The 25,061-nt window shown below is 66.4% G+C and carries 17 protein-coding genes and 4 pseudogenes; 11 read left to right on the top strand and 10 right to left on the bottom strand.

The features are described from left to right. Nucleotide 1: 1 nt before the first annotated feature. Both SHTP_RS25415 and ligD read right to left on the bottom strand, forming a co-directional pair. Complete coding sequence (locus SHTP_RS25415) at nt 2-397, bottom strand: hypothetical protein (RefSeq protein WP_096372156.1); 396 nt, start codon at nt 395-397, stop codon at nt 2-4. 38 nt (nt 398-435) lie between these two features. After that, the gene (ligD, locus tag SHTP_RS25410; protein ID WP_096372155.1) at nt 436-1,476 is read right to left on the bottom strand and encodes a non-homologous end-joining DNA ligase; all 1,041 of its coding nucleotides are present in this window, start codon (nt 1,474-1,476) and stop codon (nt 436-438) included. A 37-nt stretch (nt 1,477-1,513) separates the two neighbouring features. Between ligD and SHTP_RS25405 the strand changes: the two genes are divergently transcribed. Both SHTP_RS25405 and SHTP_RS25400 read left to right on the top strand, forming a co-directional pair. After that, nucleotides 1,514-2,590, top strand: a complete 1,077-nt coding sequence (locus SHTP_RS25405) for an ATP-dependent DNA ligase (protein WP_096372154.1) — start codon at nt 1,514-1,516, stop codon at nt 2,588-2,590. Nucleotides 2,591-2,687: 97 nt separating this feature from the next. Beyond that, nucleotides 2,688-3,293, top strand: a complete 606-nt coding sequence (locus SHTP_RS25400; RefSeq protein ID WP_096372153.1) for a hypothetical protein — start codon at nt 2,688-2,690, stop codon at nt 3,291-3,293. Nucleotides 3,294-3,313: 20 nt separating this feature from the next. Here SHTP_RS25400 and SHTP_RS25395 read toward each other — a convergent pair whose 3' ends face one another. Beyond that, the gene (locus SHTP_RS25395) at nt 3,314-4,570 is read right to left on the bottom strand and encodes a cytochrome P450 (protein WP_096372152.1); all 1,257 of its coding nucleotides are present in this window, start codon (nt 4,568-4,570) and stop codon (nt 3,314-3,316) included. Between the two features lie 79 nt (nt 4,571-4,649). On the opposite strand from SHTP_RS25395, the pseudogene SHTP_RS25390 reads away from it, so the two are divergent. Continuing rightward, nucleotides 4,650-5,743: pseudogene (locus SHTP_RS25390) on the top strand (DUF2330 domain-containing protein). Between the two features lie 19 nt (nt 5,744-5,762). Here the strand turns inward: SHTP_RS25390 and SHTP_RS25385 are convergent. The 3 genes and pseudogenes from SHTP_RS25385 to SHTP_RS25375 all read right to left on the bottom strand — a co-directional run bounded on the left by SHTP_RS25385 (nt 5,763) and on the right by SHTP_RS25375 (nt 8,768). Next, entirely contained in the window at nt 5,763-6,245 is a 483-nt protein-coding gene (locus SHTP_RS25385) for an NUDIX hydrolase (protein WP_096372151.1), read from the bottom strand. Between the two features lie 7 nt (nt 6,246-6,252). After that, nucleotides 6,253-7,619 (bottom strand): annotated as a pseudogene (locus SHTP_RS25380) (WS/DGAT/MGAT family O-acyltransferase). Between the two features lie 69 nt (nt 7,620-7,688). Then, a complete protein-coding gene (locus tag SHTP_RS25375) occupies nt 7,689-8,768 on the bottom strand; it encodes an SDR family oxidoreductase (protein WP_096372150.1) in 1,080 nt (359 codons plus the stop codon). 185 nt (nt 8,769-8,953) lie between these two features. On the opposite strand from SHTP_RS25375, the gene SHTP_RS25370 reads away from it, so the two are divergent. Next, nucleotides 8,954-9,760, top strand: a complete 807-nt coding sequence (locus SHTP_RS25370; protein WP_096372149.1) for a lysophospholipid acyltransferase family protein — start codon at nt 8,954-8,956, stop codon at nt 9,758-9,760. A gap of 44 nt (nt 9,761-9,804) precedes the next feature. After that, nucleotides 9,805-10,314, top strand: coding sequence for an adenosine-specific kinase (locus SHTP_RS25365; RefSeq protein WP_012396782.1), 510 nt, complete (start codon nt 9,805-9,807; stop codon nt 10,312-10,314). 16 nt (nt 10,315-10,330) lie between these two features. On the opposite strand, the gene SHTP_RS25360 is transcribed toward SHTP_RS25365, so the two are convergent. After that, nucleotides 10,331-12,133, bottom strand: coding sequence for an AMP-dependent synthetase/ligase (locus tag SHTP_RS25360; protein ID WP_096372148.1), 1,803 nt, complete (start codon nt 12,131-12,133; stop codon nt 10,331-10,333). Between the two features lie 259 nt (nt 12,134-12,392). Here SHTP_RS25360 and SHTP_RS25355 point away from each other — a divergent pair, with 259 nt between their 5' ends. Further along, nucleotides 12,393-13,412: an AraC family transcriptional regulator gene (locus SHTP_RS25355; protein WP_096372147.1), complete on the top strand. Its 1,020-nt coding sequence runs from the start codon at nt 12,393-12,395 to the stop codon at nt 13,410-13,412. Nucleotides 13,413-13,503: 91 nt separating this feature from the next. Here the strand turns inward: SHTP_RS25355 and SHTP_RS25350 are convergent, their stop codons facing one another. Then, nucleotides 13,504-14,853 (bottom strand): WS/DGAT/MGAT family O-acyltransferase, encoded by a 1,350-nt coding sequence (locus tag SHTP_RS25350; RefSeq protein ID WP_096372662.1) that lies wholly within the window; start codon nt 14,851-14,853, stop codon nt 13,504-13,506. A gap of 16 nt (nt 14,854-14,869) precedes the next feature. Further along, the gene (locus tag SHTP_RS25345; RefSeq protein WP_096372146.1) at nt 14,870-16,405 is read right to left on the bottom strand and encodes a flavin-containing monooxygenase; all 1,536 of its coding nucleotides are present in this window, start codon (nt 16,403-16,405) and stop codon (nt 14,870-14,872) included. A 305-nt stretch (nt 16,406-16,710) separates the two neighbouring features. Between SHTP_RS25345 and SHTP_RS25340 the strand changes: the two genes are divergently transcribed. Continuing rightward, on the top strand, nt 16,711-17,796 hold the full coding sequence (locus SHTP_RS25340) for an NAD(P)H-dependent amine dehydrogenase family protein (protein ID WP_096372145.1): 1,086 nt from the start codon (nt 16,711-16,713) through the stop codon (nt 17,794-17,796). Further along, a complete protein-coding gene (locus SHTP_RS25335) occupies nt 17,793-18,566 on the top strand; it encodes an SDR family NAD(P)-dependent oxidoreductase (protein ID WP_096372144.1) in 774 nt (257 codons plus the stop codon). The genes SHTP_RS25340 and SHTP_RS25335 overlap by 4 nt, the downstream gene beginning before the upstream one ends. A gap of 34 nt (nt 18,567-18,600) precedes the next feature. On the opposite strand, the gene SHTP_RS25330 is transcribed toward SHTP_RS25335, so the two are convergent. Next, complete coding sequence (locus tag SHTP_RS25330) at nt 18,601-19,635, bottom strand: D-2-hydroxyacid dehydrogenase family protein (protein WP_096372143.1); 1,035 nt, start codon at nt 19,633-19,635, stop codon at nt 18,601-18,603. A gap of 122 nt (nt 19,636-19,757) precedes the next feature. On the opposite strand from SHTP_RS25330, the pseudogene SHTP_RS25325 reads away from it, so the two are divergent. The 3 genes and pseudogenes from SHTP_RS25325 to SHTP_RS25315 form a co-directional block, all read left to right on the top strand. After that, a pseudogene (locus SHTP_RS25325) lies at nt 19,758-20,963 on the top strand (AMP-binding protein); the annotation flags it as partial. A 144-nt stretch (nt 20,964-21,107) separates the two neighbouring features. Then, nucleotides 21,108-22,310: an ISAs1-like element IS2404/ISMul1 family transposase gene (locus SHTP_RS25320; RefSeq protein ID WP_420872940.1), complete on the top strand. Its 1,203-nt coding sequence runs from the start codon at nt 21,108-21,110 to the stop codon at nt 22,308-22,310. 17 nt (nt 22,311-22,327) lie between these two features. Continuing rightward, a pseudogene (locus SHTP_RS25315) lies at nt 22,328-25,060 on the top strand (Pls/PosA family non-ribosomal peptide synthetase); the annotation flags it as partial. Nucleotide 25,061 lies beyond the last annotated feature (1 nt).

The raw sequence follows: 25,061 nt of genomic DNA, 5'->3' as shown, positions 1-25,061 counted from the left end.
GCTAGATTCTCCAGGGGCCGCCGTCCCCGCCGCGCTGCAGCTTGACTTCATCGGTACCGCCGTCGCGCTTGCCGTCGACCTCGATCTCGACGGCGACGCGAATGGTCGCCTTGCTTTGTCCGCGCAACCGGACGGCCAGCACCTCCAAGCGGTGAAATGTCCAGCCGCGCAAGGTTTCGAGCTTGTCGATGATGATGTTGTCATCGGGCCAGAGCAGTTGTCCGGCCAGGTCGTCGCCGCGCATCAACGCCGCGTAGAACCCGACGACTGCCGCCGCCGGATCGGCGTTGCCTACCGCCAGGTCGGCCGCCTGGGCGGGCGTGAGCACGATGGGCTCAACGTAGTCCGCCCAACCGTCGTCGTCACGTTCCTTGGTCGCCGGAATGATCAGCGCCATACGCCGATGGTATCCGGCGCAGCCCGGCGCATAAGGGTTTAGTCGTGGGCGTTTTTGGGTTTCAGGTCGGTGTCGCGGCTGGGCTGCACCCGCTTGGGTTCGCCCGGCATCTTCGGGTAGTTCGGGGGGTAGGGCATGTCACCAAGCCCGCGCTCGGCGTCGGCTTCGGCCATATCCAGCAGCCCGCTGATCGACTGGGCCACGTCGTCCATGCCGGCCCAGGGGTCCGCGCGGCGGGCAATCAGGTCGGCAACCGTGGCCATGGTGTAGTCGTCCGGGTCGGCGCCGGCCAGCTCGTCCCAGGTCAGCGGCGTCGACACGGTGGCGATCGGGGTGGCCCGCACCGAGTACGCCGACGCCATGGTGCGGTCGCGGGCGTTCTGGTTGAAGTCGATGAAGATCCGCTGGCCACGTTCTTCTTTCCACCACGACGTGGTGACCGCCTCGGGGGCGCGGCGCTCGACTTCGCGGGCCAGGGCGATGCCGGCCCGGCGCACCTCGATGAAGTCCCAGTCGCTCGCGATGCGCAAGAACACGTGGATCCCGCGGCCGCCGGAGGTCTTCGGATAGCCGACCAATCCCAGGTCATCGAGCACCGGCTTGAGCACGTCGACGGCGACCGAACGTGCCTGCGCGAAACCGGTACCGGGCTGCGGATCCAGATCGATGCGCAGCTCGTTGGGGTGCTCGGTGTCGGGGCAGCGCACCTGCCACGGGTGCAGCGTGACGGTTCCCATCTGCGCCGCCCAGACGATCGCGGCCGGATGGGTCACCTGCAGCGCGTCGGCGGTGCGTCCCGACGGAAAGGTCACCTGACACGTCCGCAGATAGTCGGGGTGGTGCTTGGGCACCCGTTTCTGATAGATCTCCTCACCGTCGATGCCGTCCGGAAATCGCTGCAAGTGGGTGGGACGATCCCGCAACGCGGTCAGCATCGGACCGCCCCCGACCGCCAGGTAATAGTCGATCAACCGGCCCTTGGTGCCCTGCTTCCCCAGCTTCGGGAAGTACACCTTGTCCCGGTTGGTCACGCGTACCGCGATGCCGTCGACGTCAAGTTCTTCTGCTGCAGCAGGCATACCTGGATTCCAGCATGCCGCACGCCACAATGAACTAATGGACCTACCAGTCATGCCGCCGATTTCGCCGATGCTGGCCAAGGCGATCAAGACGATCCCGGCCGATGCGTCCTATGAACCCAAATGGGATGGATTCCGCTCCATCTGTTTTCGCGACAACGATGAGGTAGAGCTCGGCAGCCGCAACGAACGTCCGCTGACCCGTTACTTCCCGGAGCTGGTCGCGGCGGTCCGGGCGGAGCTGCCGCGGCGCTACGTCCTTGACGGCGAGATCGTAATCGCCACCGGCCACGGCCTGGATTTCGAGGCGCTGCAACAGCGCATCCACCCCGCCGATTCCCGGGTGCGGATGCTCGCCGAACACATCCCGGCATCCTTCATCGCCTTCGACCTGCTGGCCCTCGGCGACGACGACTACACGACGCGTCCATTTGTGGAACGGCGCGCGGCGCTGGTCGAGGCGGTCGGCTCCGGCCCATCGATCCATGTCACCCCGGCCACCACCGATCAGGCGACGGCACGGCGGTGGTTCGAAGAGTTCGAGGGCGCCGGCCTCGACGGAGTGATCGCCAAACCGCTGGCGGTCACCTATCAGCCGGACAAGCGCGTGATGTTCAAGATCAAGCACGAACGCACCGCCGACTGCGTGCTGGCCGGATATCGCCTCCACAAATCCGGCGGTGACGTCATCGGTTCGCTATTGCTGGGCCTCTACCAAGACGACGGGCAATTGGCGTCGGTCGGCGTGATCGGGGCATTCCCGATGGCCGAACGCCGGCGGCTCTTCACCGAGCTGCAGGAGCTGGTGACCAGCTTCGACGACCATCCGTGGAACTGGGCCGCCCACCAGTCCGGCGAACGCACGCCACGCAAAAACGAGTTCTCCCGCTGGAACGCCGGCAAAGACCTCTCGTTTGTGCCGCTGCGCCCCGAACGCGTGGTCGAGGTGCGCTACGACCACATGGAGGGCCCACGGTTCCTTCACACCGCCCAGTTCAACCGGTGGCGTCCCGACCGCGATCCACGTTCCTGCACCTACGCCCAGCTCGAGCAACCGCTGATGTTCAGTCTCGACGACATCGTTGCTGGTCTCGGACCCCGCTGCGGGCACTAGCCCGACGGGCATTCGAGGAACGCAGCGACCGCCGGTGCGGCGCGCCTGAAAACCCCAAGGTCCGGATTGGCGCGTCAAACGCCTTTAAGATGTCGTGATGCTGCACGTATCCACATTGTTCGTTGCAGGTAGCGCCAATCTGGACGAACACGGTGCGATCAATGCTACACGCATTCCGATGACCTGGTTTGAGGTCGATCAAGTCCCGCTTTGGGCAAAGGTTCCGATCGTTCTGGTGGTGCACGCGCCCGCCGGCGGGGACTACGACCCGGAATTACACGTGGTGTGCAAGGACCCCTCCGGAGCGCCGCGCGGCACCCTGCGGGCGAGTTGGCACTGGCCCGACGAAGTGGACAAAGCCTCCAAATATCGGTGCTTCACCCAGGAGCTCTCGTTCCCGATCGAGTCCGCGGGTGAGTACACCATCGGCGCCTACTACGACCAGCAGGGCAAGTTCGAGCTGTCCACACCGATACCGATCACCATCCTGTTGACCCAACCGCCGCCGGTCGAGGGTGAAGGCATGCCGGTTGCCGGTGAGGGCGTGCCGGTCGCCGGTGAGGACGTGCCGGTCGCCGGTGAGGACGTGCCGGTTGCCGGTGAGGGCGTACCGTTCGCCGGCGAGGGCGCGCCGGTCGCTGGTGAAGGCGTACCGGTCGAGTACGAAGACGTGCCGCCCCAGGGCGAAGGCCAGGGCGGCTAGCCCAATTCACGGCCCGCCGATTAGGAAAGCGCCACCGTCATCGACTCGAGCCCACGCAAGGTGACGTTCGTCTTGTATTGCGGCTCGCCGTCCAGCCGTGCCTGTGGGAAGCGCGCCGCGATTGCCGACAGCGCCACCGCGGCTTCCAGCCTCGCTAGCGGAGCACCAAGGCAGTAGTGCGCACCGCGACCAAATCCTAAGTGCCGCAAAGAACCCCGATCCGGGTCGAATTCTTCGGGCCGGTCGAACTCGGCGGGATCGCGATGCGCGGCCGCCACCAGCATCATCATCACATCCCCCTTGGTCACTTCGACGTCCCCAATTACCATGTCCGCCCCGGCAATTCGGCCGATCAATTGCACCGGCGGGTCATAGCGCATGGTTTCCTCCACCACCGCGGCGGCCCGGTCGCGATCGGCGCCCAGCTGTGCCCACTGCCGACGGTCGCGCAGCATGGCCAGGATCGCGTTGCCGATCAGGTTCACCGTGGTCTCGTGTCCGGCAACCAGCAACAGCACGCAGGTGGAGACGATCTCGTCCTCGGTGAGCTGATCACCGGACTCTTCGACGGCGACCAACCCCGACATCAAGTCTTCGCCGGGTTGCGACCGGCGCAGCGCGATCAGATCACGCAGGTATCCGCGCAGCCACTGCCCCGCTTCCAGCGAGTCATTGAGGTTTTCCGCGTTCTGGCCGGTGAAGGCGAAGAACGGGTCCAGCGCCTGCGCCAGCAGCGCCGAGGCCTGGCTGAACTGCGGCTCATCCTCCAGCGGCACCCCGAGCAGCCGGCAAATCACCGCCACCGGCAGCGGGTAGGCGAAGTCTGAAACCACGTCGAATCGGCCCTGCTCGGCGATCCGGTCCAGCAATCCATCCACCAGGGAGCTGATCTCAGGTCGCAACGCGTTGACCACTTTGGGGGCGAACGCCTTGCTGACCAGTTTGCGCAGCCGGGTGTGATCGGGGGGATCGAGAAACAAGAAGCCGGGCGGGAAGTCGCGGCCCAGGGCCGGTTCCTCCTCCACCCGCCGCTGGGCCACCGTCGACTTGGTCTGGTCGCTGCAGGAGGACGGGTGTCGCAGCACCTCGTCACAGTCCCCAAAGCTGGAGAACAAGACGAAGTTGGCCTCGGGCAGATGCAGTGGCCCATGTTCACGCAGCCGAGCGCACAGCGGATACGGGTCGGCCCGGATCGCCGGGTCCAGCAATTGGAACAGAAATGCCTGTGGTTCGACTTGCTCGGTGAACTCGATGGCCTCGATGGGCCGTGTGGTCATGCTGACATTGTGCCTGCGCATGAAAAACGTGTGGTCAAAGTGGGTAGCGGCCGTCACCGGGCCGCGTAGCATCTGCGAGATGACGGTGCTTCGCGTGTGCCGGTCGGGGCTTGTTGCCGTTTTCCTGGTTTGTGTAACCGCTGCGGTAGCACTGGCCGCCACGGTGCTGGCCGCGCCGGGCTACGCATGCGCGTGCGGTACCGCGATCGCCCCGGGCGACGCCCAGGCCACCATGAATCATGAGGTGGCGCTGGTGCATTGGGATGGGACGACCGAAACCATCGTGATCCAATTGGCGGTGGACGCCACGACTGACAACCTCGCCCTGGTCGTGCCCACCCCCATGCCGGCCACCGTCGCCCCGGGCGACAAGGCCGCCTTTCTCGAACTCGACGCGTTGACCACGCCAGAGATCCGCCACCAGCGCCGCTGGAATCTGGATCTGGGCTTCAGGGCGGGCGGACCGGATGAGGGGGTGCGCGCCGCCCATTCCCCCGAAGTGATCAATCAAGTGCACCTCGGCCCCCTAGAAGCCACCACCCTGGCCGGCGGTGACCTGCCCGGCCTGCAAGCCTGGCTGGCCGACAACGGCTACGCGCTTCGTCCGGCGGTGGCGGCCGCACTGGATCCCTACGTGCGAGAAGGCTGGGCTTTCGTCGCGATGCGCCTGACGAGCACGGTTCCGATCGTTGGTGGGCTCAATCCGGTACGCATGACCTTTCGTTCATCGCAGTTGGTCTATCCGATGCGGCTGTCGGCCGCCGCATTGGACCCACAGCATGTCGTCGTCTTCACGATGACCGATCGCCGGCAGGTGCGCACCGACGCCGACACCGCCATCCAGGCCACCGAGGTCCAATTCGCCGGCAACATCGCCAACCACGTGCACGACCCGCTGCTGCGCGAACTGGTCGGCAACCACGGGTCATACCTGACCAAGACCCAGGTGGACGTGTACGAGACGTCCCGAATCTCCTCGGACTTCACCTTTGCCGATGCGCCCAACGACGACGCCTACCGACCGGTGATCGTCGTCTACGACAACGTCGCCATCCCCTGGTGGTGATCCTGTTCGCGGGGTTCGTGGTGGCGGTGATGGCGGCGGCGGTGGTCCTACTCGTGGTCCTTCGGCGCCGGCGAACCCGCCTGGGGGCCGGCGGGGTGCCGGGCTGAGCCAGCCACGCCGCGCTCACTACCCCTCGCCCTGCCCCGCAACCGACGGGTCGGCCATCAGCCGGTCCAGGAAATCGCGCTGTCCCTTGAGTAATTTGCCCCGCGCGGTCGCGACCGGAAACCAGCCGACCCGGTCGACCTCGGGGAATTCGCGCACCCTGCCCGACCCCTTCGGCCACTCCAGCTCGAAGGTGTTGCTGTGCGCCTCGGTGACGTCGAGGTCACCGCGCACCGCGAACGCGGTCACCACTTTGCCGCCGGCTTGCTTGACTGAACCCAGGTCGATTCGCGCTCCGTCCGGCACCGGCAAACCGATCTCCTCGGCGAACTCGCGCCGGGCCGCCACCCAGGGATCTTCGTCTTGGGTGTACTCGCCCTTGGGAATGGACCAGGCGCCGTCGTCTTTGCGCGCCCAGAACGGACCTCCGGGATGGACGATGAGCAGCTCGAGGACGCCAGCCGCGGCGCGATACACCAGCACACCCGCGCTGAGCTTGGGCATCGACTCGCTAGACCCCGACGGCCTGCTCGAGATCCTTCAGCGACGTTTCCAGGTGCCCCAGCAGCCGCTGCAGGCTCGGCACACTGCGGCGGCAACCGACCAGTCCGAAGTCCAGCCGGTCGGCGTTGTTGACCAAGGTGATGTTCAGCGCCTGGCCATCAGGGATGTTGGACAGCGGGTAGCTGCCGTCCAGCCGGGCGCCCCCGTAATACAGCGGCTGCGCCCCGCCGGGCACGTTGGAAATGACGATGTTGAATGGTGGCGGCACCGTCGACAGGAATCCCGGTACGCCGGCCAGGGTCAGCGGTGCCATGTTCAGCCCCGACAACGCCAGCACCTGCAGGCGCGGCAGATCGGCGAGCACCTTCTTGTTCGCCCGCATGGAGGCGCTGAGATGATTTCGATTCGCTGCGCCGGATCCTCGACATTGGTGCCGAGGTTGCACAAGACGCTGCCCACCATGTTGCCGCCGCTGTCGGCCTGTTCCTTGGAGCGCAGGCTCACCGGGACCATGGCGATCAGCGGTGTATCCGGCAGCGCGTCCTGTTCGATCAGGTAGTACCGCAGCGCACCGGCACACATCGCCAAGACCGCATCGTTGACGGTGACGCCGGCGGCCTCCTTGACGGCCCTGATGCGCTCCAGCGACCAGGATTGCGCCGCGCACCGGCGCGCTCCCCCGACCTTGACGTTGAACATGGTGTGTGGCGCCGCGAACGGCAGGGTCAGCTGCTGTTCGAACAACGCCGCGCGCGCCAGTTTCAGCGTCGAAGGCGCCAGTCCGGCGACCGATCCCGCCATCTTGACCAGCGAACCCACCAGCGATGAGCCGCCGCCGTTGGACTCGGGTCGCGGCGGCCGGGGCAGATTCCACATCGCCCGCACCTCGGTGTCGGACGAGTCGGCTGACATGGTGCGCTGCATCAGCTTCGCCGCCGAGACGCCGTCGATCAGCGCGTGGTGCATCTTGGCGTACATGGCGAAGCGGCCGTCGCTCAATCCCTCGACCACGTGCAGTTCCCACAGCGGGCGATGGCGGTCGAGCAGACTGGTGTGCAGCCTGGAGGTCAGCTCGAGCAGGTCGCGGACCCGGCCCGGAGAGGGCAGAGCCGACCGCCGAACGTGGTAGTCGACATCCAGGTCGTCGTCGTAGGGCCACGCCACCCGCGCGATACCGCCGCCGATCGTCGCGGGGTGCTTGCGGAATGTGGGCTGGAATTCGTCGTTGGCCACCAGCGCCTCGTAGAAATTACGGACGAAATCCGGGCCGGCGCCCTCCGGGGGCTCAAACAACGACAGGCCACCCACGTGCATGGGATGCTCCCGTGATTCAACGAACAGGAACATCGAGTCGGTGGGCATCATCAATTCCATCCACTTATTAGACACCCGCCTGGTGCGGCATTGTGAGCCCGCATCCGGGCGGGCCCGCATCCGGCCGATTCAGAACATCGCCGCGGAGCCAACCTCCGGGTGGTTGCGCATGAACTCCACGAGCCGATCGACGTAAGCGGTGAACGGCGGTGGCCCGACCACCGGGCCGCCGGCAAGGTCGGCACGGCAGTGGTCGGTCAGATAGAAGGTGGGATGGGAGAAGTAGTCGACGGCTTCGGGAGGGATCCGCATCAGACGGTACAACCCCGGGAGTCGCGCCAGCGAGGCTTTGGCCAGCTTGCGCGGCAGCGGCACCTTGGTGACGTCCCGGCCGGTGGCCCGGGCCAGGACGTCGGTCATCTCGTCCACCGTCAGTGGCCGCGGATCGGCCAGGTGATAGGTGCGGCCCTGCGATTGCGACAGTCCGCTGAGGTAACCCACCGCGTCGATGACGAAGTCGCGCGGGACCACATTGACTCGCGTCATGGTGGGGTCACCGGCGACCGGCAGGATCGCCCGGTGCGGCTGGCGCAACAGCCATTGCATGACAAAGTATGGCCCGTCGAACTTTTGGGTCTCGCCGGTAGCGCTGTCACCGACGACGATCGACGGGCGATAGATCGTGGCCGGCATGCCCGCAGCCATCCGGGACCGCACGTCGGCCTCGGCCAGATGCTTGGTTTCCTCGTAGTAGTTGTTGAACGGGGCGCCGACTTCCAGGTCATCCTCACCGAACGGACCGGCGTAACGGCCGCTGACGTAACAGGTGCTGAAGTAGTGCAGACGGGTCAAGTTGGGGCACTGTGCCAGCGCGTCAAGGACGTTGCGGGTGCCGTCGACGTTGATTCGAACCGCTACGTCGCGTGCCACCGCCAGGTCATAAGCGGCCGCCAGGTGCCACGCCTCGGTGACATCGCTGAGATCGGCTTGCGCCAGGCCCAGTCCGGGCCGGGTGATATCTCCCTGAACCAGTCGGATACGGCCCTCGAGCTCCGGTTCGGCGGCGCTCAACTCGGCCACCCGCACACCGGCTTGGGTGGCGAATTTGGGCTGGACTAAACAAATTGCCGAACTGTCGGTGCGCCTGAGGATGCCGGGCAATAAGGCACTGCCGAGAAAGCCGGGGAAACCGGTCATCAATACGCTCATCGCCGCACTCCTGGCCACCTATTAAAGCGACCCCCCGGGGCACCACCGCTGAACCGACGTTATCGATTGACGGGCCTTTTTGGATGGGCCTTTCGACCCGCAATCGAACGCCATTAGTCCTCGGTTACGGCACGCTTTTGCCAGGCATAATCAAATTGCCGACACCCTCGCCGTGACGGGAGCTCATGAACCGCAACGAAATCGACGGCCCCGAGATCGCCAAGTGGGATCGCGGCTTCACCTCGACGGTGATCGGGGCGGTCACTCCCGTCATCAAGCGGTGGTTTCGGTCGGAGGTGCGCGGTTTGGAGTCGTTCCCGCCGACCGGCGGCGTGCTGGTGGTGTCCAACCATTCCGGTGGGGTGTTAACGCCCGATTGGAACGTGCTGGCCCCCGCCCTGTACGGCAAGTTCGGCTACCAGCGCCCGCTGTACACGCTGGCCCACTATGGCGTGTTCATCACCCCGTTTCGCGCCTCGCTGGGCCGCCTCGGCGTCATTCATGCCAGTCCGGACAACGCCACGGCGGCGTTGCGTTCGGGTGGGGTGGTGCTGGTCTTTCCCGGCGGGGATTACGACGCGTTCCGGCCGACACTGGCGCAGAACGTCATCGATTTCGGTGGCCGTACGGGCTACGTCCGGGCCGCAATGCGGGCCGGCGTGCCGATTGTGCCGGCGGTGTCGATCGGCGGCCAGGAAACTCAACTATTTGTCAGTCACGGCAACTGGCTGGCAAAGCGGTTGGGGCTCAAACGAATCCGGATAGAGATTCTTCCCATCACTATCGGCTTACCGTTCGGCCTGACGATGTTCTTTCCCGCCAATTTTCCGCTGCCGGCCAAAATCGTCTATCAGGTACTGGAGCCGATCGACATTGCCGCCCAGTTCGGCACCGACCCCGACGTCGCGCAGGTCGACGCCCACGTGCGCTCGGTGATGCAGTCGGCCCTCGATCGGCTGGGCGAGCAGCGCCGATTTCCCGTGCTGGGCTGATCACCCGCGGGCCGAATCGCCGGAATTGATGGCAGCATGGAACCGTGACGGGAAAGGTTTCCACGACGACGGTGTCCTGGGATGTGGTTTCGGTTGACAAGCCCGAGGATGTCAACGTCGTCATCGGCCAGGCGCACTTCATCAAGACGGTCGACGATCTGCATGAAGCCCTGGTCGGGGTCAGCCCGTCGCTGCGGTTCGGGCTGGCCTTTTGCGAGGCGTCGGGCCCACGCTTGGTCCGCCGCACCGGCAACGACGCCGAGTTGGTCGACCTTGCCACCGACACCGCCCTGGCCATCGCGGCCGGCCACAGCTTTGTGATCTTCCTGCGCGAGGGCTTCCCGGTGAACATTCTCAACCCGGTCAAGGCGGTGCCCGAGGTCTGCACGATCTTCTGCGCCACCGCCAATCCCGTGGAAATCGTGGTCGCGGCGACTCCCCGGGGTCGCGGCATCGCCGCGGTGATCGACGGCCAGACGCCGCTGGGCGTGGAGACCGACGTGGATGTGACCGAGCGGCGCGAACTGCTTCGCGCCATCGGCTACAAACTTTGACGGCCTCGCGCCGCGGTCACTGCTTGCGGGAGAGCGAATCGATCTCGCCGGCGAATCGTTCGGCGACCACGTTGCGCTTCACCTTCAGCGTGGGGGTCAGCTCACCGGTGAGGACGGTGAAGTCCACCGGCAGGATGCAGAACTTGCGGATTGATTCCGCTTGGGAGACCACCTGATTAGCCTGTTTGACGGCCTGATCGATCTCGGCGGTGAGGTCGGGGTCATCGATGACGTCCGCAACCGAGGCGGCGGCGGCCTTGCTGTGGTGCTGCTTCCAGACCTCGAAGCCTTCCGGATCGATGGCGATCAGCGCGCCGACGAAGGGCCGGTTGTCCCCGACCACCATCGCCTGGCTGATCAGCGGGTGCGCCCGCAGCTGGTCTTCGAGGACCGCCGGTGCCACGTTCTTGCCGCCGGCGGTCACGATGATCTCCTTCTTGCGACCGACGATCGACAAGAATCCGGCGTCGTCGACCGACCCCAGGTCACCGGTGTGGAACCACCCATCGACGATCGCCTCGGCGGTGGCCTTCTCGTTGTGCCAATAGCCGGTGAACACCACCCCGCCGCGGACCAGCACCTCGCCGTCCTCGGCGATCGCCATGCTGTTGCCGGGCAACAGGTTTCCGACCGTGCCCACTCGCTCTTGACCGATCCGGTTGGCGGTGATGGCAGCGCTGGTTTCGGTCAGTCCGTAGCCCTCGTAGATCGTCAGCCCGATGCCGCGGTAGAAGTGACACAACCGGGTGTCCAGCGGCGCTCCCCCGGAGACGGCGGCGTGACAATCGCCGCCCAGCGCCGAGCGCAGCTTCTCGTACACCAGCCGATCGAACAGTGCATGCCGGGCCCGCAGCAACAGGCCTGCGCCGCCGGTGTCCAGCGCCTTACTCCAGGCGATCGCGGTTGCGACGGCGAGATCGAAGATCATGCCGCGGCCGCTGTCGCGAGCCTTCAACTCGGCTGTGTTGTAGACCTTTTCGAATACCCGGGGCACCGATACCACGACCGTCGGCTTAAAGACGCCCAGCGTCGCCACCAGGTTCTTGATGTCGCCGGTGTAGCCGATGGTGACTTTGTTGGCGAACGCAGACATCGACAGCGACCGGGCCAGCACATGGGCCAGCGGCAGAAATACCAGCAGTCGCTCGCCCTTGCGCAACAGCGTCGGAAAGCATGACGCCGCGCCGCGCGCTTCGTAGAGCAGATTGGAGTGGGTCAGCTGACAGCCCTTCGGGCGCCCGGTGGTGCCCGAGGTATAGATCAGTGTCGCCGGGTCGGAGGACCGCAGCGCTGCCAGCCGGTCGTCGAGTTGGTCGCGGGCTACCGATTTCCCTGCTTCGGCGAGCTCGTCGAGCGCCGCGGGCCCATCGGAGTCGAGGTGCAAGATCTTGCGCAAGCTGGGCAACTCATCGCTGAGTTGCTTGATCAGCTGGACATGGGCATCGGTCTCGGCGACCGCCAATACCGCCCCCGAATCCTCCAGGACCCAGCGCACTTGCTCAGCCGAAGACGTGTCGTAGATCGGCACGGTCACCGCCCCGACCGAGAGGATCGCGTAGTCGAGGATCACCCACTCGTAGCGAGTGGCCGACAAGATGGCCACCCGATCGCCGGCATTGACCCCCTCGGCGATCAAACCCAGTGCGGCGGCCCGGATCTGCTGGGCGGCCTGGGCGCAGGTCACGTCCGTCCAGGTGCCGTCGACAAGCCGCTGAAAGATCACATGATCTGGGTCGTCTCGCTCATGCGTGTACACGCAGCTGGCGACGTTGTCCTCTGCTGTAACGGTGAAATCCGCGGGAACATCCCATTCACGCATGCTCAGCAACCTCTCCCAAGTCAGATCCGAAAGTCAGATAGCGGTGCCGGGGCCAAACAACTGAGTCAAGCTCTGTCGGCTCGCACCCATTCGAGATTAGGCGCCCAGCCGCCACGTTCCCAGTACCGGCTGAAAGCCTACGTTGCGGATCGGCCCTTGTGCCGTCATTCACACTTTGACCTGTAGATATCCAGCCGACCACCGGCCACGCCGACTCTGGTCCTTGACACGACGCGAGCTTGTGCAGAGTGTCGAGTGCATGTCCGTGGTGCGCGGGACCGGGCTCACGAACTACCCGAACCTGGTTTCCGAATTGGGCGGAGACCCGGCGGCGCTGCTGCGCGCGGCCGGTGTCCGCGAGCAAGACGTCGGCAACTACGACGCGTTCATACCGGTGCGCGCGGTCAGCCGAGCGATCGAGACAGCCGCGGCCGCCACGGGCACGCACGACTTCGGGCGGCAGCTGGCGCAGCGGCAGGGCATCGAGATTCTCGGACCGGTGGGGGTGGCTGCGCGCACCGCCGCGACGGTGGCGGATGCCCTGTTGATCTTTCACACCTTCATGGCCGCCTACAGTCCGGCCATCCACATCGAGATCACGCCGCTGGCCCATACGCAGCGCTCCTTCGTCGCCATCGAGATTGTGCCCGACGATCCGATCCCCTGCCCGCACACGTTGGAGCTGGCACTGGGCGTCTCGTTGGGGGTGTTCCGTTTGCTGATGGGTGCCGACTACGCCCCGCTGGCGGTGCATCTGCCGCACGACCCGTTGACCCCTCCGACCACCTATGTGCGGTATTTCGAGTGCACGCCCCACTTCGCGGAGCGCCGCAGCGGATTCACGGTGCGCAGCACCGACCTGGTCCGTCCGCTGCACCGCGACGAACTGGCGCACCGCGCGGTGGTCGACTACCTGAGCAGCATCACCCCGCTGGGCGCCGGGATCGTCGAATCGGTGCGCACCATGGCCCGCCAGCTGCTGCCCACCGGGGCGGCGACACTCGAGGTGGTCGCCGCGCAATTCCACCTGCATTCCAAGACCCTGCAGCGCAGGCTTGCCGACGAATCCACCACCTTCGCCGCACTCATCGACGAGGTGCGCAAGGAGACCGCCGATCGATACCTGCGGACCACCGCCATGAGTCTGTCGCATCTGGCGCGCGAACTCGGCTACGCCGAGCAAAGCGTGCTGACCCGCTCGTGCAAACGCTGGTTCGGAATCGGGCCGGCCGCCTATCGCGCCAAGACCCGCGTGCGGGCTACCCCGCGACGGAGATAGCGACAACGACTCTTCCGGCATCACCGACTACCGGACCGCCGCGAGTGCGGACGGTTCCCAGCCAGCGGTAGACATCGGCGCTCGAGTTACGTCACAACCCGACCGCACGCACCAGCTCCTTAAGCGAGGTCTCCAGATGTCCGAGCATCCGCTGCAGATGCGGCACGCTGCTGCGGCAACCGACCAGCCCGAAGTCCAGCCGGTCGGCGGTACTGGTCAACGTGATGTTGAGCGCTTGTCCGTTGATTGGCAGCGACAGCGGATAGTTGCCGACCAGTCGGGCACCGTTGAAGTATCGAGGCTCCCGGACGCCGGGGACGTTGGAAATGCAGACGTTGAACGGCGGCGGTGTCACCGTCGACAGACCCGGAAGCGTATTGAGCGCAGCGGGGCTCAGCAGCAGCAGCGACAGGGCCAACGCCTGCGCCCGGGGCAGTTGTGCCAGCACCTTCTTGTTGTCGCGCATCGAGGCGTGGATGACGGCCAAGCGCTGCGCCGGATCGTCAAGATGTGTCGCCAAGTTGCACAACACCGCACCGACCATGTTGCCCCCGACCGAATCACGCTCGGTGCGCAGGCTGACCGGAACCATCGCCACCAGCGGTGCGTCGGGCAACGCGTCGTTGTCTTCCAGGTAGCAGCGCAGCGCACCCGCGCACATCGCCAGCACGACGTCGTTGAGGCTCACTCCCGCAGCGTTTTTGACCGTCTCGACGCGGTCGATGTCCCATGACTGCGCGGCGCAGCGCCGCGCTCCGCCGATGGCGACATTGAACATGGTGCGCGGCGTTGCGAACGGCAACGTCAGCTGCTGTTCCAATAGCGCGGACCGCGCCAGGCGCAGTGACGAGGGAGCCAGCCCCGCAACCGATCCGAGCATCCCGCCGAGTTGGCGCAGCGGGCCGGGCCGGGTCTGAACCCCGCGCGGCCGCTCCGGCGCCGGCGACCAGGTAGCGCGGAAGTTGGTGTCAGCGGGATCGGCCGGAAGCGACCGGCGCATCAGCGCGAGTCCGGAGGCGCCGTCGATCAGCGCGTGGTGCATCTTCGAGTAGATCGCAAAGCGCCCGTCGTTGAGGCCTTCGATGACGTGTGTCTCCCACAACGGACGATGACGATCGAGCAGGTGGGCATGCAGCCTCGAGGTCAGTTCCAGCAGCTCACGCACCCGCCCCGGAGCCGGCAGGGCCGAACGCCGCACGTGAAAGCCGAAGTCGATGTCATCGCCGACCGACCAGCCCAGATTGGTGAGCACGCCCTGAAACGATGCGGGGCGCTTGCGGAACAGCGGGGCCACCTCGCGGCAGTCGAGCATCGCCTGGTGAGTCTCATGCACGAATGCCCGTCCCGCCCCCTCGGGAGGTTCGAACAGTTGCAGCGCACCGACATGCAGCGGATGCTCGCGCGACTCTGCTGACAAGAACAGCGCGTCAACCGGTGACATCAGTTCCATCGTCTTGTTACTCCTCGTGGTGGCTCGGCCCGTCTGCGGGCAGTGAGCCCGTCAAGGCCAGCGGGGGTGTGTCGGCGGCGGCCGACGCACTGAATTGCAGGTGGTCATCGTCGACCGGACCTTCGCGCAGCGTCGCGCGGTCTGCGCGGTAGTCCATGCAGGTCCGCCATGGGCCTTCGGTGCCCTGGTGGGGGAACGCGGCGGCGGCACGCTTGACGTATCCGGCGGTGATCTCCAGCAGCGGCCTGGTCGGCATCGACGCGGGCGCGTGCGGGCGACATATGTTGTGACCGTTGGCATCCATGTGGGCCAGCAGTCGGCAGAAGTGCTCGCACACCAGCCCGACCTTGAGCGTCCATGACGAGTTGGTGTAGCCGAAGCCGTAGGCGAAGTTGGGGACGTCGCTGAGCAGGAAACCCTTGAAGGCCACCTTCTGGGAGACATCGACGGGTTCACCGTCGACCGACAGGCCGATGCTGCCGAAGGCGAGCAGGTTCAGGCCGGTGGCGGTGACGATGATGTCGGCTTCCAATTCACGCCCGGACTGCAGCCGGATCCCGCGCTCGGTGAACGTCTCGATCTGGTCGATGACCACCGAGGCCCGCCCGTCGCGAATGGCCTGGAACATGTCGGCGTCCGGCACGGCGCACAGCCGTTGATCCCAGGGGTTGTAGTCGGGCCGGAAATGCTCGTCTACCGGATACCCGGTTGGCAGCAGCCGGGCGTTGAGATGGCGGATGACTCGCCGCGCCGCCCCGGGGTAGCGCTGGCAGAAGTGCCACACGAGTCGTTGCTTGGCGACATTCTTCTTGCGGGTGAGGGCGTAGGCCCGCTTCCGGCCGACCAGCTTGGGCAACGTGTTGGCGATGCGGTCCTTGGACGGCACCGGAATGATGTAGGTCGGCGACCGCTGCAGCATCGTCACGTGGCCGGCGGTCTCGGCCATCGCCGGCACCAAGGTGACCGCCGTCGCGCCGCTACCGATGATCAGCACCCGCTTGCCCCGGTAGTCCAGGTTTTCGGGCCACTGTTGCGGGTGCACCACCTGGCCGGCAAAGCGCTCGCGGCCGGGGAACTCCGGTGTGTAGCCCTCGTCGTACCGGTAATAGCCGCTGGCGCAGAAGAACCATTCGCAGCTCATGGTCACGCGTTCGCCGGAGCAGAGGCGCTCGATCGTGACCCGCCAGCGCGCATCCCGGGTAGACCAGGCGGCCTCTATCACCTTGTGCCCGAAGCGGATCGCCCGTGCGAGGCTATTCTCTGCGACCGTCTCCCGAAGGTAGGACATGATGGCGCCGGCACTGGCGATCGCCTTCTCGTTTTCCCAGGCCTTGAACTCGTAGCTGAACGTGTGCAGATCGGAGTCCGAACGAATCCCGGGGTACCGGAACAAGTCCCAGGTTCCGCCGATGTCGTTGCGCGCCTCGACGATTGCAAACGTCTTTGCCGGCTGATGTTCCTGCAGGTAGTAAGCCGCGCCGATGCCCGAGATCCCGGCACCGACGATCAACACGTCGACGTGTTCGATGCTGCTGGAGTTCATTTTCGCGTGTCCTGTTCGGGTTGGCTGGCCCCACGGACCGCATTGTCCGCAGGGCGGTGGTTGAACCACCAAGAACACTTTGCGGCAGGACACGGCCCTCAGTCTTGACAGCAAGCGACAACTTTTTGACCATCAAGGACACCGGGTACCGACTAGGTCACAGCAGGTCGGTGGTGGTTTTCAACCCCGCGTCACGGAGCGCCCGGGCCCCTTCCCCTGCCGCCGATGCACCCGCTGCGCGCCTCCCGCCGCCGTCGTTGACAGTGCCTGCCATATCGACATACCGTGCGTTTGGGAGGTCGCCGATGAGTGGTCCCGCCAAGCTTCGAGTCATCCAATGGGCGACCGGGGGCGTTGGTAAGGCCGCCATCGAGTGCATACTCAATCACCCGCAGCTCGAGCTGGCCGGTTGCTGGGTGCACAGCGCCGCCAAACACGGCCTCGACGTCGGAACGATCATCGGCGCGGCCCGGTTTGGCGTTACCGCCACCAACGACGTCGACGAGTTGCTGGCGCTGGACGCCGACTGCGTCATGTACAGCCCGCTGGTCGCCGATGAGCAAGACGTCAAAGCGATTCTGCGCTCGGGCAAGAACGTGGTCACCCCGGTTGGCTGGGTTTATCCCGACCTCAGCAAACCGCGCGTCAAAGCGGTCGCCGATGCGGCGGTTGCCGGCGGGGTGACACTGCACGGGTCAGGCATCCACCCTGGCGGCATCACCGAACGATTTCCGCTGATGGTCTCCTCGCTCTCGTCCGCGATCACCCATGTCCGCGCCGAGGAGTTCTCCGACATCCGCACCTACAACGCGCCCGATGTGGTGCGCGACATCATGGGATTCGGCGTGCCCCCTGCCCAAGCCATGCAGGGACCGATGGCGGCGCTGCTCGAATCCGGATTCAAGATGTCGGTACGAATGATCGCCGACCACATGGGATTTCACATCGACCCAACGATCAGAGCGACACACGAGATCGCCGTGGCGACCTCCGACATCGCCTCCGATGTGCTGCCCATCGCCGCGGACACCGTCGCCGGCCGCAAGTTCCGCTGGCAGGCACTCGCCGACGGAAAGCCGGTGATCACCGCCGCGGTCAACTGGCTGATGGGGCAGGCCGACATGGACCCGGACTGGTCGTTCGGGGAGCGCGGCGAACGTTTCGAGATCGAGATCACCAGCGACCCGAGCGTGAGTCTGGTGTTCAAAAGCCTGCAGCCAACATCGATTACCGAAGGGCTGCAACGAAACCCCGGCGTCGTCGCGACCGCCAATCACTGCGTCAACGCCATCCCCGTTGTCTGCGCCGCCGATCCCGGCATCGCGACCTACTTGGATCTGCCGCTGTTCGCCGGCCGGCCGGCACGAGCCAGTCGAGGTCTCGAGCGGTGAGCTACTCGCATCCGGAATCACTACGGGGGCACGTCGCGATCGTCACCGGCGCCGCCCGCGGGGTCGGCAAGGGCGTCGCGGCCGCGCTCCTCGAACGTGGCGCCGCGGTGCTGCTGGTCGACATCCTCGACCAGGCCCTGGCCGCCACCACCGCCGAACTCGATTCGACGGGTCGCGCCAAAATGCTGGTCGCCGACCTGCGCGATCCCGACAGCGCGCAGCGGATCGTCGCGGCCGCGGTCGACGCCTTCGGCACGGTACACGGCCTGGTCAACAACGCCATCGCGACCAACGAGCCCAAACCATTCGTCGAGATCACCACCGAGGATCTGGCCCTGGACCACGACGTCGGCCCGCGGGCGACGTTTCTGCTGATGCAAGCGGTGTACCCGGTGATGGTCGAGGCTGGCGGGGGCTCGATCGTGAACCTGGGCTCAGGAACCGGCGCCGGCGGCGAAGCCAAGTGGGGTGGCTATGCCGCGGCCAAGGAGGCGATCCGCGGATTGTCGAAAGTCGCCGCGCTGGAGTGGGGGCGCGACAACATCCGCGTCAATGTCATCTGCCCGTTCGCCGAGTCGGATGGGGTCAAGCTCTGGAAGCAGTTCGCCCCCGATGACTACGCCAAGGCACTGCGTCGGGTTCCGATGCGGCGCATCGGCGATGTTCGCACCGACGTGGGGGCGCTGGTGGCGTTTCTGCTGAGCAGCAATGCCTCCTTCATCACCGCGCAGACGATTCACGTCGACGGCGGAACCGGCTGCTTCCGATAGCCGCCCGGTGCGCGCGGACGCACTGGCCTGCCGGTCATGACGGTGGCCGCCGAACCGCTTGCGGGTTGGCGATCCGGATGGGGGCGCCGTCCAGCCAGGCGACCACCGCTTCCACGGTGTCGGCGTAGCAGGCACTCAGCATTTCGCGGGTGACATACCCGAGGTGGGGCGACAGGGTCACGTTCGGCAGCGATCGCAACCGGTGATCGACCGGAAGCGGCTCCACGTCATAGACATCGAGTCCGGCTCCGGCGATTCGCCCGGCCTCGAGCGCACCGATCAGCGCGCCCTCGTCGACGATCGGGCCCCGGGACGTGTTGATCAGGTAGGCGCCGGGCTTCATCGCCGCCAGCTCGCCCGTGCCGACCAAGGCCCTGGTGCGCTCCGAAAGCACCACATGGATGGACACCATATCGGATTGGGCGAAAAGCACCGGCTTGTCCACCCGGCGCACGCCGTGGGCCGCGGCGGCCTCCTCGGTGAGATTCTGACTCCACGCGATGACGTCCATCCCGAACGCCTTCGCGTATTCGGTCATCCGCTTGCCGACCCGGCCGAGACCGAGCAGTCCGAGCGTCTTGCCGGACAGCGTCATGCCCGTGGTGGTCTGCCAGCCACCCGCACGCAGCTGACGATGCTCTTCGGCCAGGTTGCGCACCGTCGCGATCAGCAGCCCCCAGGCAAACTCAGCGGTGGCGTCGCGCGCGGCCCTGAATCGGGGATGGGCGAAGTTCGAATTTGCGACCAGCACCCCGCGCTCGGTGGCCGCGGCCAGGTCCAGGTTGGGCAGGTTCATGCCGACGATGGTGATCAGCTTCAGGCGCTGCAACCGCTCGAGCAGCGAGCGCGGAAAGGCCATCCGCTCGCGCATGGTGCACACCGCGTCGAAGTCCGCCAGCGCCTCGGCGGCCTCGGCCTGGCCAAGATGGCGGTCGAAAACGGTGAGGGTGGCCCTGCCCCGCACCGGTGACCAGTCGGCGAGGTCGGTGGCCACGCGCGCGTAGTCGTCGAGAATCGCCACCCGGAGAACGTGGTCTTGGCCGAAGCCATGCGATGCCGGCTGGCTCATTTCCAGGCCCCTATCAGCTATCGACTCGTGTACCGCCCCCTCGCCACTGCATTGTGCCCGGCCCGGCGGCGCATCACCGTGGCGCTCGAGCGGCAATCTCGCCACAGTTGAGTAGGGTTCCTATGGTGGTGACGCCCGAGATCCCCGCGCACTATCTGTTGTCGAGCGCCGCACCCAACCCGCGCACCCTGATCGACATCATCTACGAGACGGCCGCGCGGTACCCGGACGCCGCGGCGATCGACGATGGAACAGTTCAGCTCACCTACAGCGAGCTGGTCGAAGACATGGAGGCCAGCGTGGCCTGGCTCGCCGCCAGGGGCGTGGGCCGGGGCGATCGGATCGGCATCCGGATGCCATCCGGAAGCTATGGGCTGTACACCGCGATCCTGGCGATACTTGCCGCCGGCGCGGCCTACGTGCCCGTCGACGCCGATGATCCCGACGAGCGCGCCGAGCTGGTCTTCGGGGAAGCCAACGTGGTCGCGGTGATCACCGAGGGCGGCATCGAGCGAACACTCGGGGCATCGCGCGGCTGGCGCGCCGGGGCGCCGCTGGTTCGAGACGATGCGTGGATCATCTTCACCTCCGGATCCACCGGTACCCCCAAAGGCGTTGCCGTCACCCACCGCAATGCCGCCGCGTTCGTCGATGCCGAAGCCCAGATGTTCCTGCAAGATAACCCGATTGGCCCCGGCGACCGGGTGCTGGCCGGTTTGTCGGTCGCCTTCGACGCATCGTGTGAGGAGATGTGGCTGGCCTGGCGCCACGGCGCCTGTCTGGTCCCCGCGCCGCGATCGCTGGTGCGCAGCGGGATGGACCTGGGGCCCTGGCTGGTGACCCGCGACGTGACCGTGGTTTCGACCGTGCCGTCGTTGGCCGCGCTGTGGCCGGCGGAGGCACTCGAAGCGGTGCGGCTGTTGATCTTTGGCGGCGAGGCGTGCCCTCCGGAATTGGCCGAGCGGCTCGCGGTGGATGGCCGGGAACTGTGGAACACCTACGGCCCGACCGAAGCCACCGTGGTCGCGTGCGCCGCCCGGCTCGACGGCACCGGGCCGATCAGCATCGGGCTGCCGTTGCCGGGGTGGGACCTGGCCGTCGTCGACGCCAACGGTCAGCCGGTCGGCTACGGCGAGGTCGGCGAGCTGGTGATCGGTGGGGTGGGGTTGGCCCGCTACCTCGACAGCGACAAAGACGCCGAAAAGTACGCCTCGATGCCGTCCCTGGATTGGACGCGCGCCTACCGCAGCGGCGACCTGGTGCGCCTCGAACGTGACGGGCTCTACTTCTGTGGGCGGGGCGACGACCAGGTCAAAGTGGGTGGCCGGCCAGGGCTCCGGCGTTGTTGATTAGCAGGCTTGTGAGCTGGGTTGATGATCTTTGGTGCCGCGCTATTGGGGCCGGAGTGTAGGCACGGGCTATCTGGAGAACGATCGAGTTGGTTACTGTTCGTCGTTGGTCTGGAGTTGCCCGTGCCTACCGTTTCAGTATTGCCTGTGTCGTCGGTTCCAGAGGTGTTCGACCGCTGGAGTCCTGGTGAGCGCAGCGGGCTCATCGGATCGGAGTTTCTCGATGTGTTGGCCTCGGTGCCAGACCCGAGGGACCCACGCGGTCGGAGGTATTCGCTGATGGCTTTGTTGGCGATCGCGGTTCTGGCCACTGCCGCGGGGATGCGCGGCTATGCTGGTTTTGCCACATGGGCGGCCACCGCTCCCGATGATGTGTTGGCCCAATTAGGGGTCCGGTTCCGGCGGCCCAGTGAGAAGACCTTCCGCGCTGTTTTGTCTCGGCTAGACCCCGCCGACCTCAACGCCAGGATGGGCAGTTACTTCACTGCACACGTGGCCAGCAGCGACCCCAGTGGATTGGTGCCGATCGCGTTGGACGGCAAGATGCTGCGTGGTGCTTTACGCGCCAAAGCGACAGCCACGCATCTCGTGTCGGTGTTCGCCCACCGTGCCCGATTGGTGCTCGGTCAACTCGCTGTCGCCGAGAAAAGCAATGAAATTCCCTGTGTACGTGCCCTGCTCACGCTGCTGCCGGGTAGCTTGCGGTGGCTGGTCACCGTGGATGCGATGCATACCCAGGTCGTCACCGCGAAGTTGATCTGCGCCACCTTGAAGTCGCACTACCTGATGATCGTCAAGTCCAACCAAGCCAAAATACTTGCGCGTATCACCGCGCTGCCCTGGGCCGAGGTGCCCGCAGCCGCTACCGACGACTCCCGCGGCCACGGCCGTGTCGAGACCCGCACCCTGCAAATCATCACCGCTGCACGAGGAATCGGCTTCCCCTACGCAAAACAAATCATCCGGATCACTCGTGAACGCTTGATCACCGCCACCGACCAGCGCAGCGTGGAGGTGGTCTATGCCATCTGCAGCCTGCCGTTCGAGCACGCCCGCCCTACCGCGATCATGACCTGGATGCGTCAACACTGGGGAATCGAGAACAGCCTGCACTGGATACGCGACGTCACCTTCGACGAAGACCGTCAAAGGGCACATACCGGAAACGGCGCACAGGTCCTAGCAACGCTACGCAACACCGCGATCAATCTGCACCGCCTCAACGGCGCCGACAACATCGCCGAAGCCTGCCGGATCACCGCTTTGACCGCCAACCGCCGCCTAGACCTCCTCAATCCACAATTCCCCAGCTCACAAGCCTGCTAATCAACAACGCCGGAGCCCTGGGTGGCCGGCGCATCGAGTTGGGTGAGGTCGACTCGGCGTTGGTCCACCTGGCCGGAGTCAGCGGCGGCGCGGCCGCCGTACGCCGCACCGCCACCGGCACGCCGGTGCTGGTCGGTTACGTGGTCAGCGCCGATCCCGCGTTCGACATCGCCGCGGCGCGCCGTCAACTCGCCGAACATCTGCCCGCCGCGCTGGTACCGCGCCTGGTGCAAATCGACGAGCTGCCCACCCGCACGTCGGGCAAAGTCGACCGCGATGCGCTGCCCTGGCCGCCGCCCGGCAGCAGCGACACCGAAGAGACACCCGATCTGGCCGGCACGACGGGTTGGCTGGCCGGAATGTGGCGTGACCTGCTCGGCGCCGCCATCTCCGGCCCGGAGGCCGACTTCTTTGCACTCGGCGGCGGCTCGCTGGCGGCCGCGCAGCTGGTCGCCATGCTGCGCCACCAGTATCCGCAGGTCACCGTCGCCGATCTGTATGACCATCCCCGGCTCGGATCGCTGGCCGGGTTCCTCGATGAGCTCGGGCCGCCGCCGCAGGTTGACGAACGTGTCGTTGGCCCCACCCCCCGGCTGACCCAACTGATCCAGACGGCCGCGGCGATACCGCTGACCACCTTGGCGGCGTTGCCGTGGGTGACCTGGCTGGCGGTGGGCAACAACATCGCCCATGACTTGCACCTGGTGCCGTGGACCGTGTCGGTGAACTGGTGGCTGATCGTCGTGGCGTTCGTCGCGTTCGTGACACCGTTGGGCCGGATGGGCATCGCGGTGCTGTGTGCACGCATCCTGCTGCGCGAGGTGACACCGGGCAGCTATCCCCGCGGCGGATCGGTACACCTTCGGGTGTGGTTCGCCGAGCGGCTGGCCGAGGCCAGCGGGGCCGAAAACATGGCCGGGGTCCCGTGGCTAGTCTACTACGCCCGCGCGCTGGGCGCCGACATCGGCAAGGGCGTCGACCTGCAGGCGATGCCGCCGGTCACCGGACTACTGACGGTGGGGCACCGCAGCGCGATCGAGCCCGAGGTGGACCTGTGCGGACACTGGATCGACGGCGACCTGTTTCACGTCGGCGCCATCACGATCGGCAACGACGCAACGATCGGGTCGCGAACCACGCTGTTGCCCGGCGCGGTGGTCGGCAAGAACGTCGATGTGGCACCCGGCTCCGGGGTGATCGACAAGATCAAGAACGGCCAGTACTGGAAGGGGTCACCCGCGGCCAAATCGGGCCGGGTCAATCACCCGTGGCCGGACCAGCGACCGTCGCGCCGAGGGCAGTGGGTGGCCGTGTACGGGTTGACCTCGCTGCTACTTGCCGGTCTGCCGCTGCTGGCCGCGGTCACCGGCCTTGCGGTGATCGCGGCGGCGGTCCGGCACACCCGCAGCCTGTCCCAAGCGGTGCTGCCGGCGCTGTTGTGGACCCCGGCCGCGACGCTGGCCGCCACCGCCGTCTACGTGCTGGTGACGGTGCTGGCGGTGCGCGCGATGTCGATCGGGCTGCGCGCGGGCTACCACCCGGTACGCAGCCGGACGGGCTGGCAACTGTGGACGACCGAGCGGCTGATGGACGCTGCCCGCAACTATCTGTTCCCGCTGTATGCCAGCCTGCTGACGCCGATCTGGTTGCGGATACTGGGCGCCAAGGTGGGCCGCGGCACCGAGATCTCCACCGCCCTGGTGATCCCCAAGTTCACCGTGATCGAGGATGGCGCGTTCCTGGCCGACGACACCATGGTCGCCGCATACGAACTGGGCGGCGGCTGGAAATATGCCGCGCCGACGACGGTGGGCCGGCGGGCGTTCTTGGGCAATTCGGGCATCACCCAACCGGGCCGGCGCGTCCCCGACGACGGGCTGGTGGCGGTGCTGTCGGCTACGCCGCCCAAGGCCAAACGCGGCTCCTCCTGGTTGGGCAGCCCGCCAATGAGGTTGCGGCGCAAGCCCGCCGAAGCCGATGCCGCGACCACCTTTGAACCGCCCCTGCGGTTGAAGCTGATGCGGGCCGCGGTGGAGACATGCCGGCTGCTCCCCATGATGGTGACCGTCGCGATCGGCCTGGCCGTGCTGGGCGGTCTGCAGGCGGTGGTGTTGGCGTTCGGGCCGTCAGGGATTTGGTGGGCCGCGCTGCTGGGCGGATTGGTTCTGCTGGCCGCCGGTGCCGTCGCCGGGGTGATCTCGGTCGTGGTGAAATGGCTGGTTGTCGGCCGGATCAAGGCCAGCGAATATCCCCTGTGGTCGTCGTTCGTGTGGCGCAACGAGCTGGCCGATACGTTCGTCGAAACCGTCGCGGCTCCGTGGTTCGCCCGCGCGGCCGGCGGCACACCCGTGCTGAACATGTGGCTGCGTGGCCTGGGGGCCCACATCGGCCGCGGGGTGTGGTGTGAAAGTTACTGGCTGCCGGAGGCGGACCTGGTGACCCTCGGCGCGGGATCCACCGTCAACCGCGGCTGCGTGGTGCAGACCCATCTCTTCCACGACCGAATCATGCGGATGGACAGCGTCGTTCTGGAACCCGGCGCGACCCTCGGCCCGCATTGTGTGGCGTTGCCCGCGGCTCGGTTGGGCTCGGGCGCGACGGTCGGTCCGGCCTCACTTGTTGTCCGCGGCGACGAGGTACCCGGGTCGACGCGCTGGCAGGGCAATCCGATCAGGCCGTGGCAGACTCGCCGCAAGAAGTCCAGCGGCACAAAACAATCCGAAGGCGGCGCAAAGGACACTGCCGCGTGAA

The sequence above is a fragment of the Mycobacterium ulcerans subsp. shinshuense genome, from assembly GCF_002355775.1.
Classification (GTDB): Bacteria; Actinomycetota; Actinomycetes; order Mycobacteriales; family Mycobacteriaceae; genus Mycobacterium; species Mycobacterium marinum.
The sequence above is the reverse complement of the archived record's forward strand: the minus strand, read 5'-3'. Positions and strand labels throughout refer to the sequence as shown.

Coding starts and splice junctions, on each gene's coding strand:
- SHTP_RS25345 (WP_096372146.1), bottom strand. CDS start 16,405: ATGAACTCCAGCAGCATCGAACACGTCGACGTGTTGATCGTCGGTGCC.
- SHTP_RS25375 (WP_096372150.1), bottom strand. CDS start 8,768: ATGAGCGTATTGATGACCGGTTTCCCCGGCTTTCTCGGCAGTGCCTTA.
- SHTP_RS25395 (WP_096372152.1), bottom strand. CDS start 4,570: ATGACCACACGGCCCATCGAGGCCATCGAGTTCACCGAGCAAGTCGAA.
- SHTP_RS25355 (WP_096372147.1), top strand. CDS start 12,393: ATGTCCGTGGTGCGCGGGACCGGGCTCACGAACTACCCGAACCTGGTT.
- SHTP_RS25330 (WP_096372143.1), bottom strand. CDS start 19,635: ATGAGCCAGCCGGCATCGCATGGCTTCGGCCAAGACCACGTTCTCCGG.
- SHTP_RS25350 (WP_096372662.1), bottom strand. CDS start 14,853: ATGTCACCGGTTGACGCGCTGTTCTTGTCAGCAGAGTCGCGCGAGCAT.
- SHTP_RS25405 (WP_096372154.1), top strand. CDS start 1,514: ATGGACCTACCAGTCATGCCGCCGATTTCGCCGATGCTGGCCAAGGCG.
- SHTP_RS25400 (WP_096372153.1), top strand. CDS start 2,688: ATGCTGCACGTATCCACATTGTTCGTTGCAGGTAGCGCCAATCTGGAC.
- SHTP_RS25360 (WP_096372148.1), bottom strand. CDS start 12,133: ATGCGTGAATGGGATGTTCCCGCGGATTTCACCGTTACAGCAGAGGAC.
- ligD (WP_096372155.1), bottom strand. CDS start 1,476: ATGCCTGCTGCAGCAGAAGAACTTGACGTCGACGGCATCGCGGTACGC.
- SHTP_RS25385 (WP_096372151.1), bottom strand. CDS start 6,245: ATGCCCAAGCTCAGCGCGGGTGTGCTGGTGTATCGCGCCGCGGCTGGC.
- SHTP_RS25415 (WP_096372156.1), bottom strand. CDS start 397: ATGGCGCTGATCATTCCGGCGACCAAGGAACGTGACGACGACGGTTGG.
- SHTP_RS25370 (WP_096372149.1), top strand. CDS start 8,954: ATGAACCGCAACGAAATCGACGGCCCCGAGATCGCCAAGTGGGATCGC.
- SHTP_RS25340 (WP_096372145.1), top strand. CDS start 16,711: ATGAGTGGTCCCGCCAAGCTTCGAGTCATCCAATGGGCGACCGGGGGC.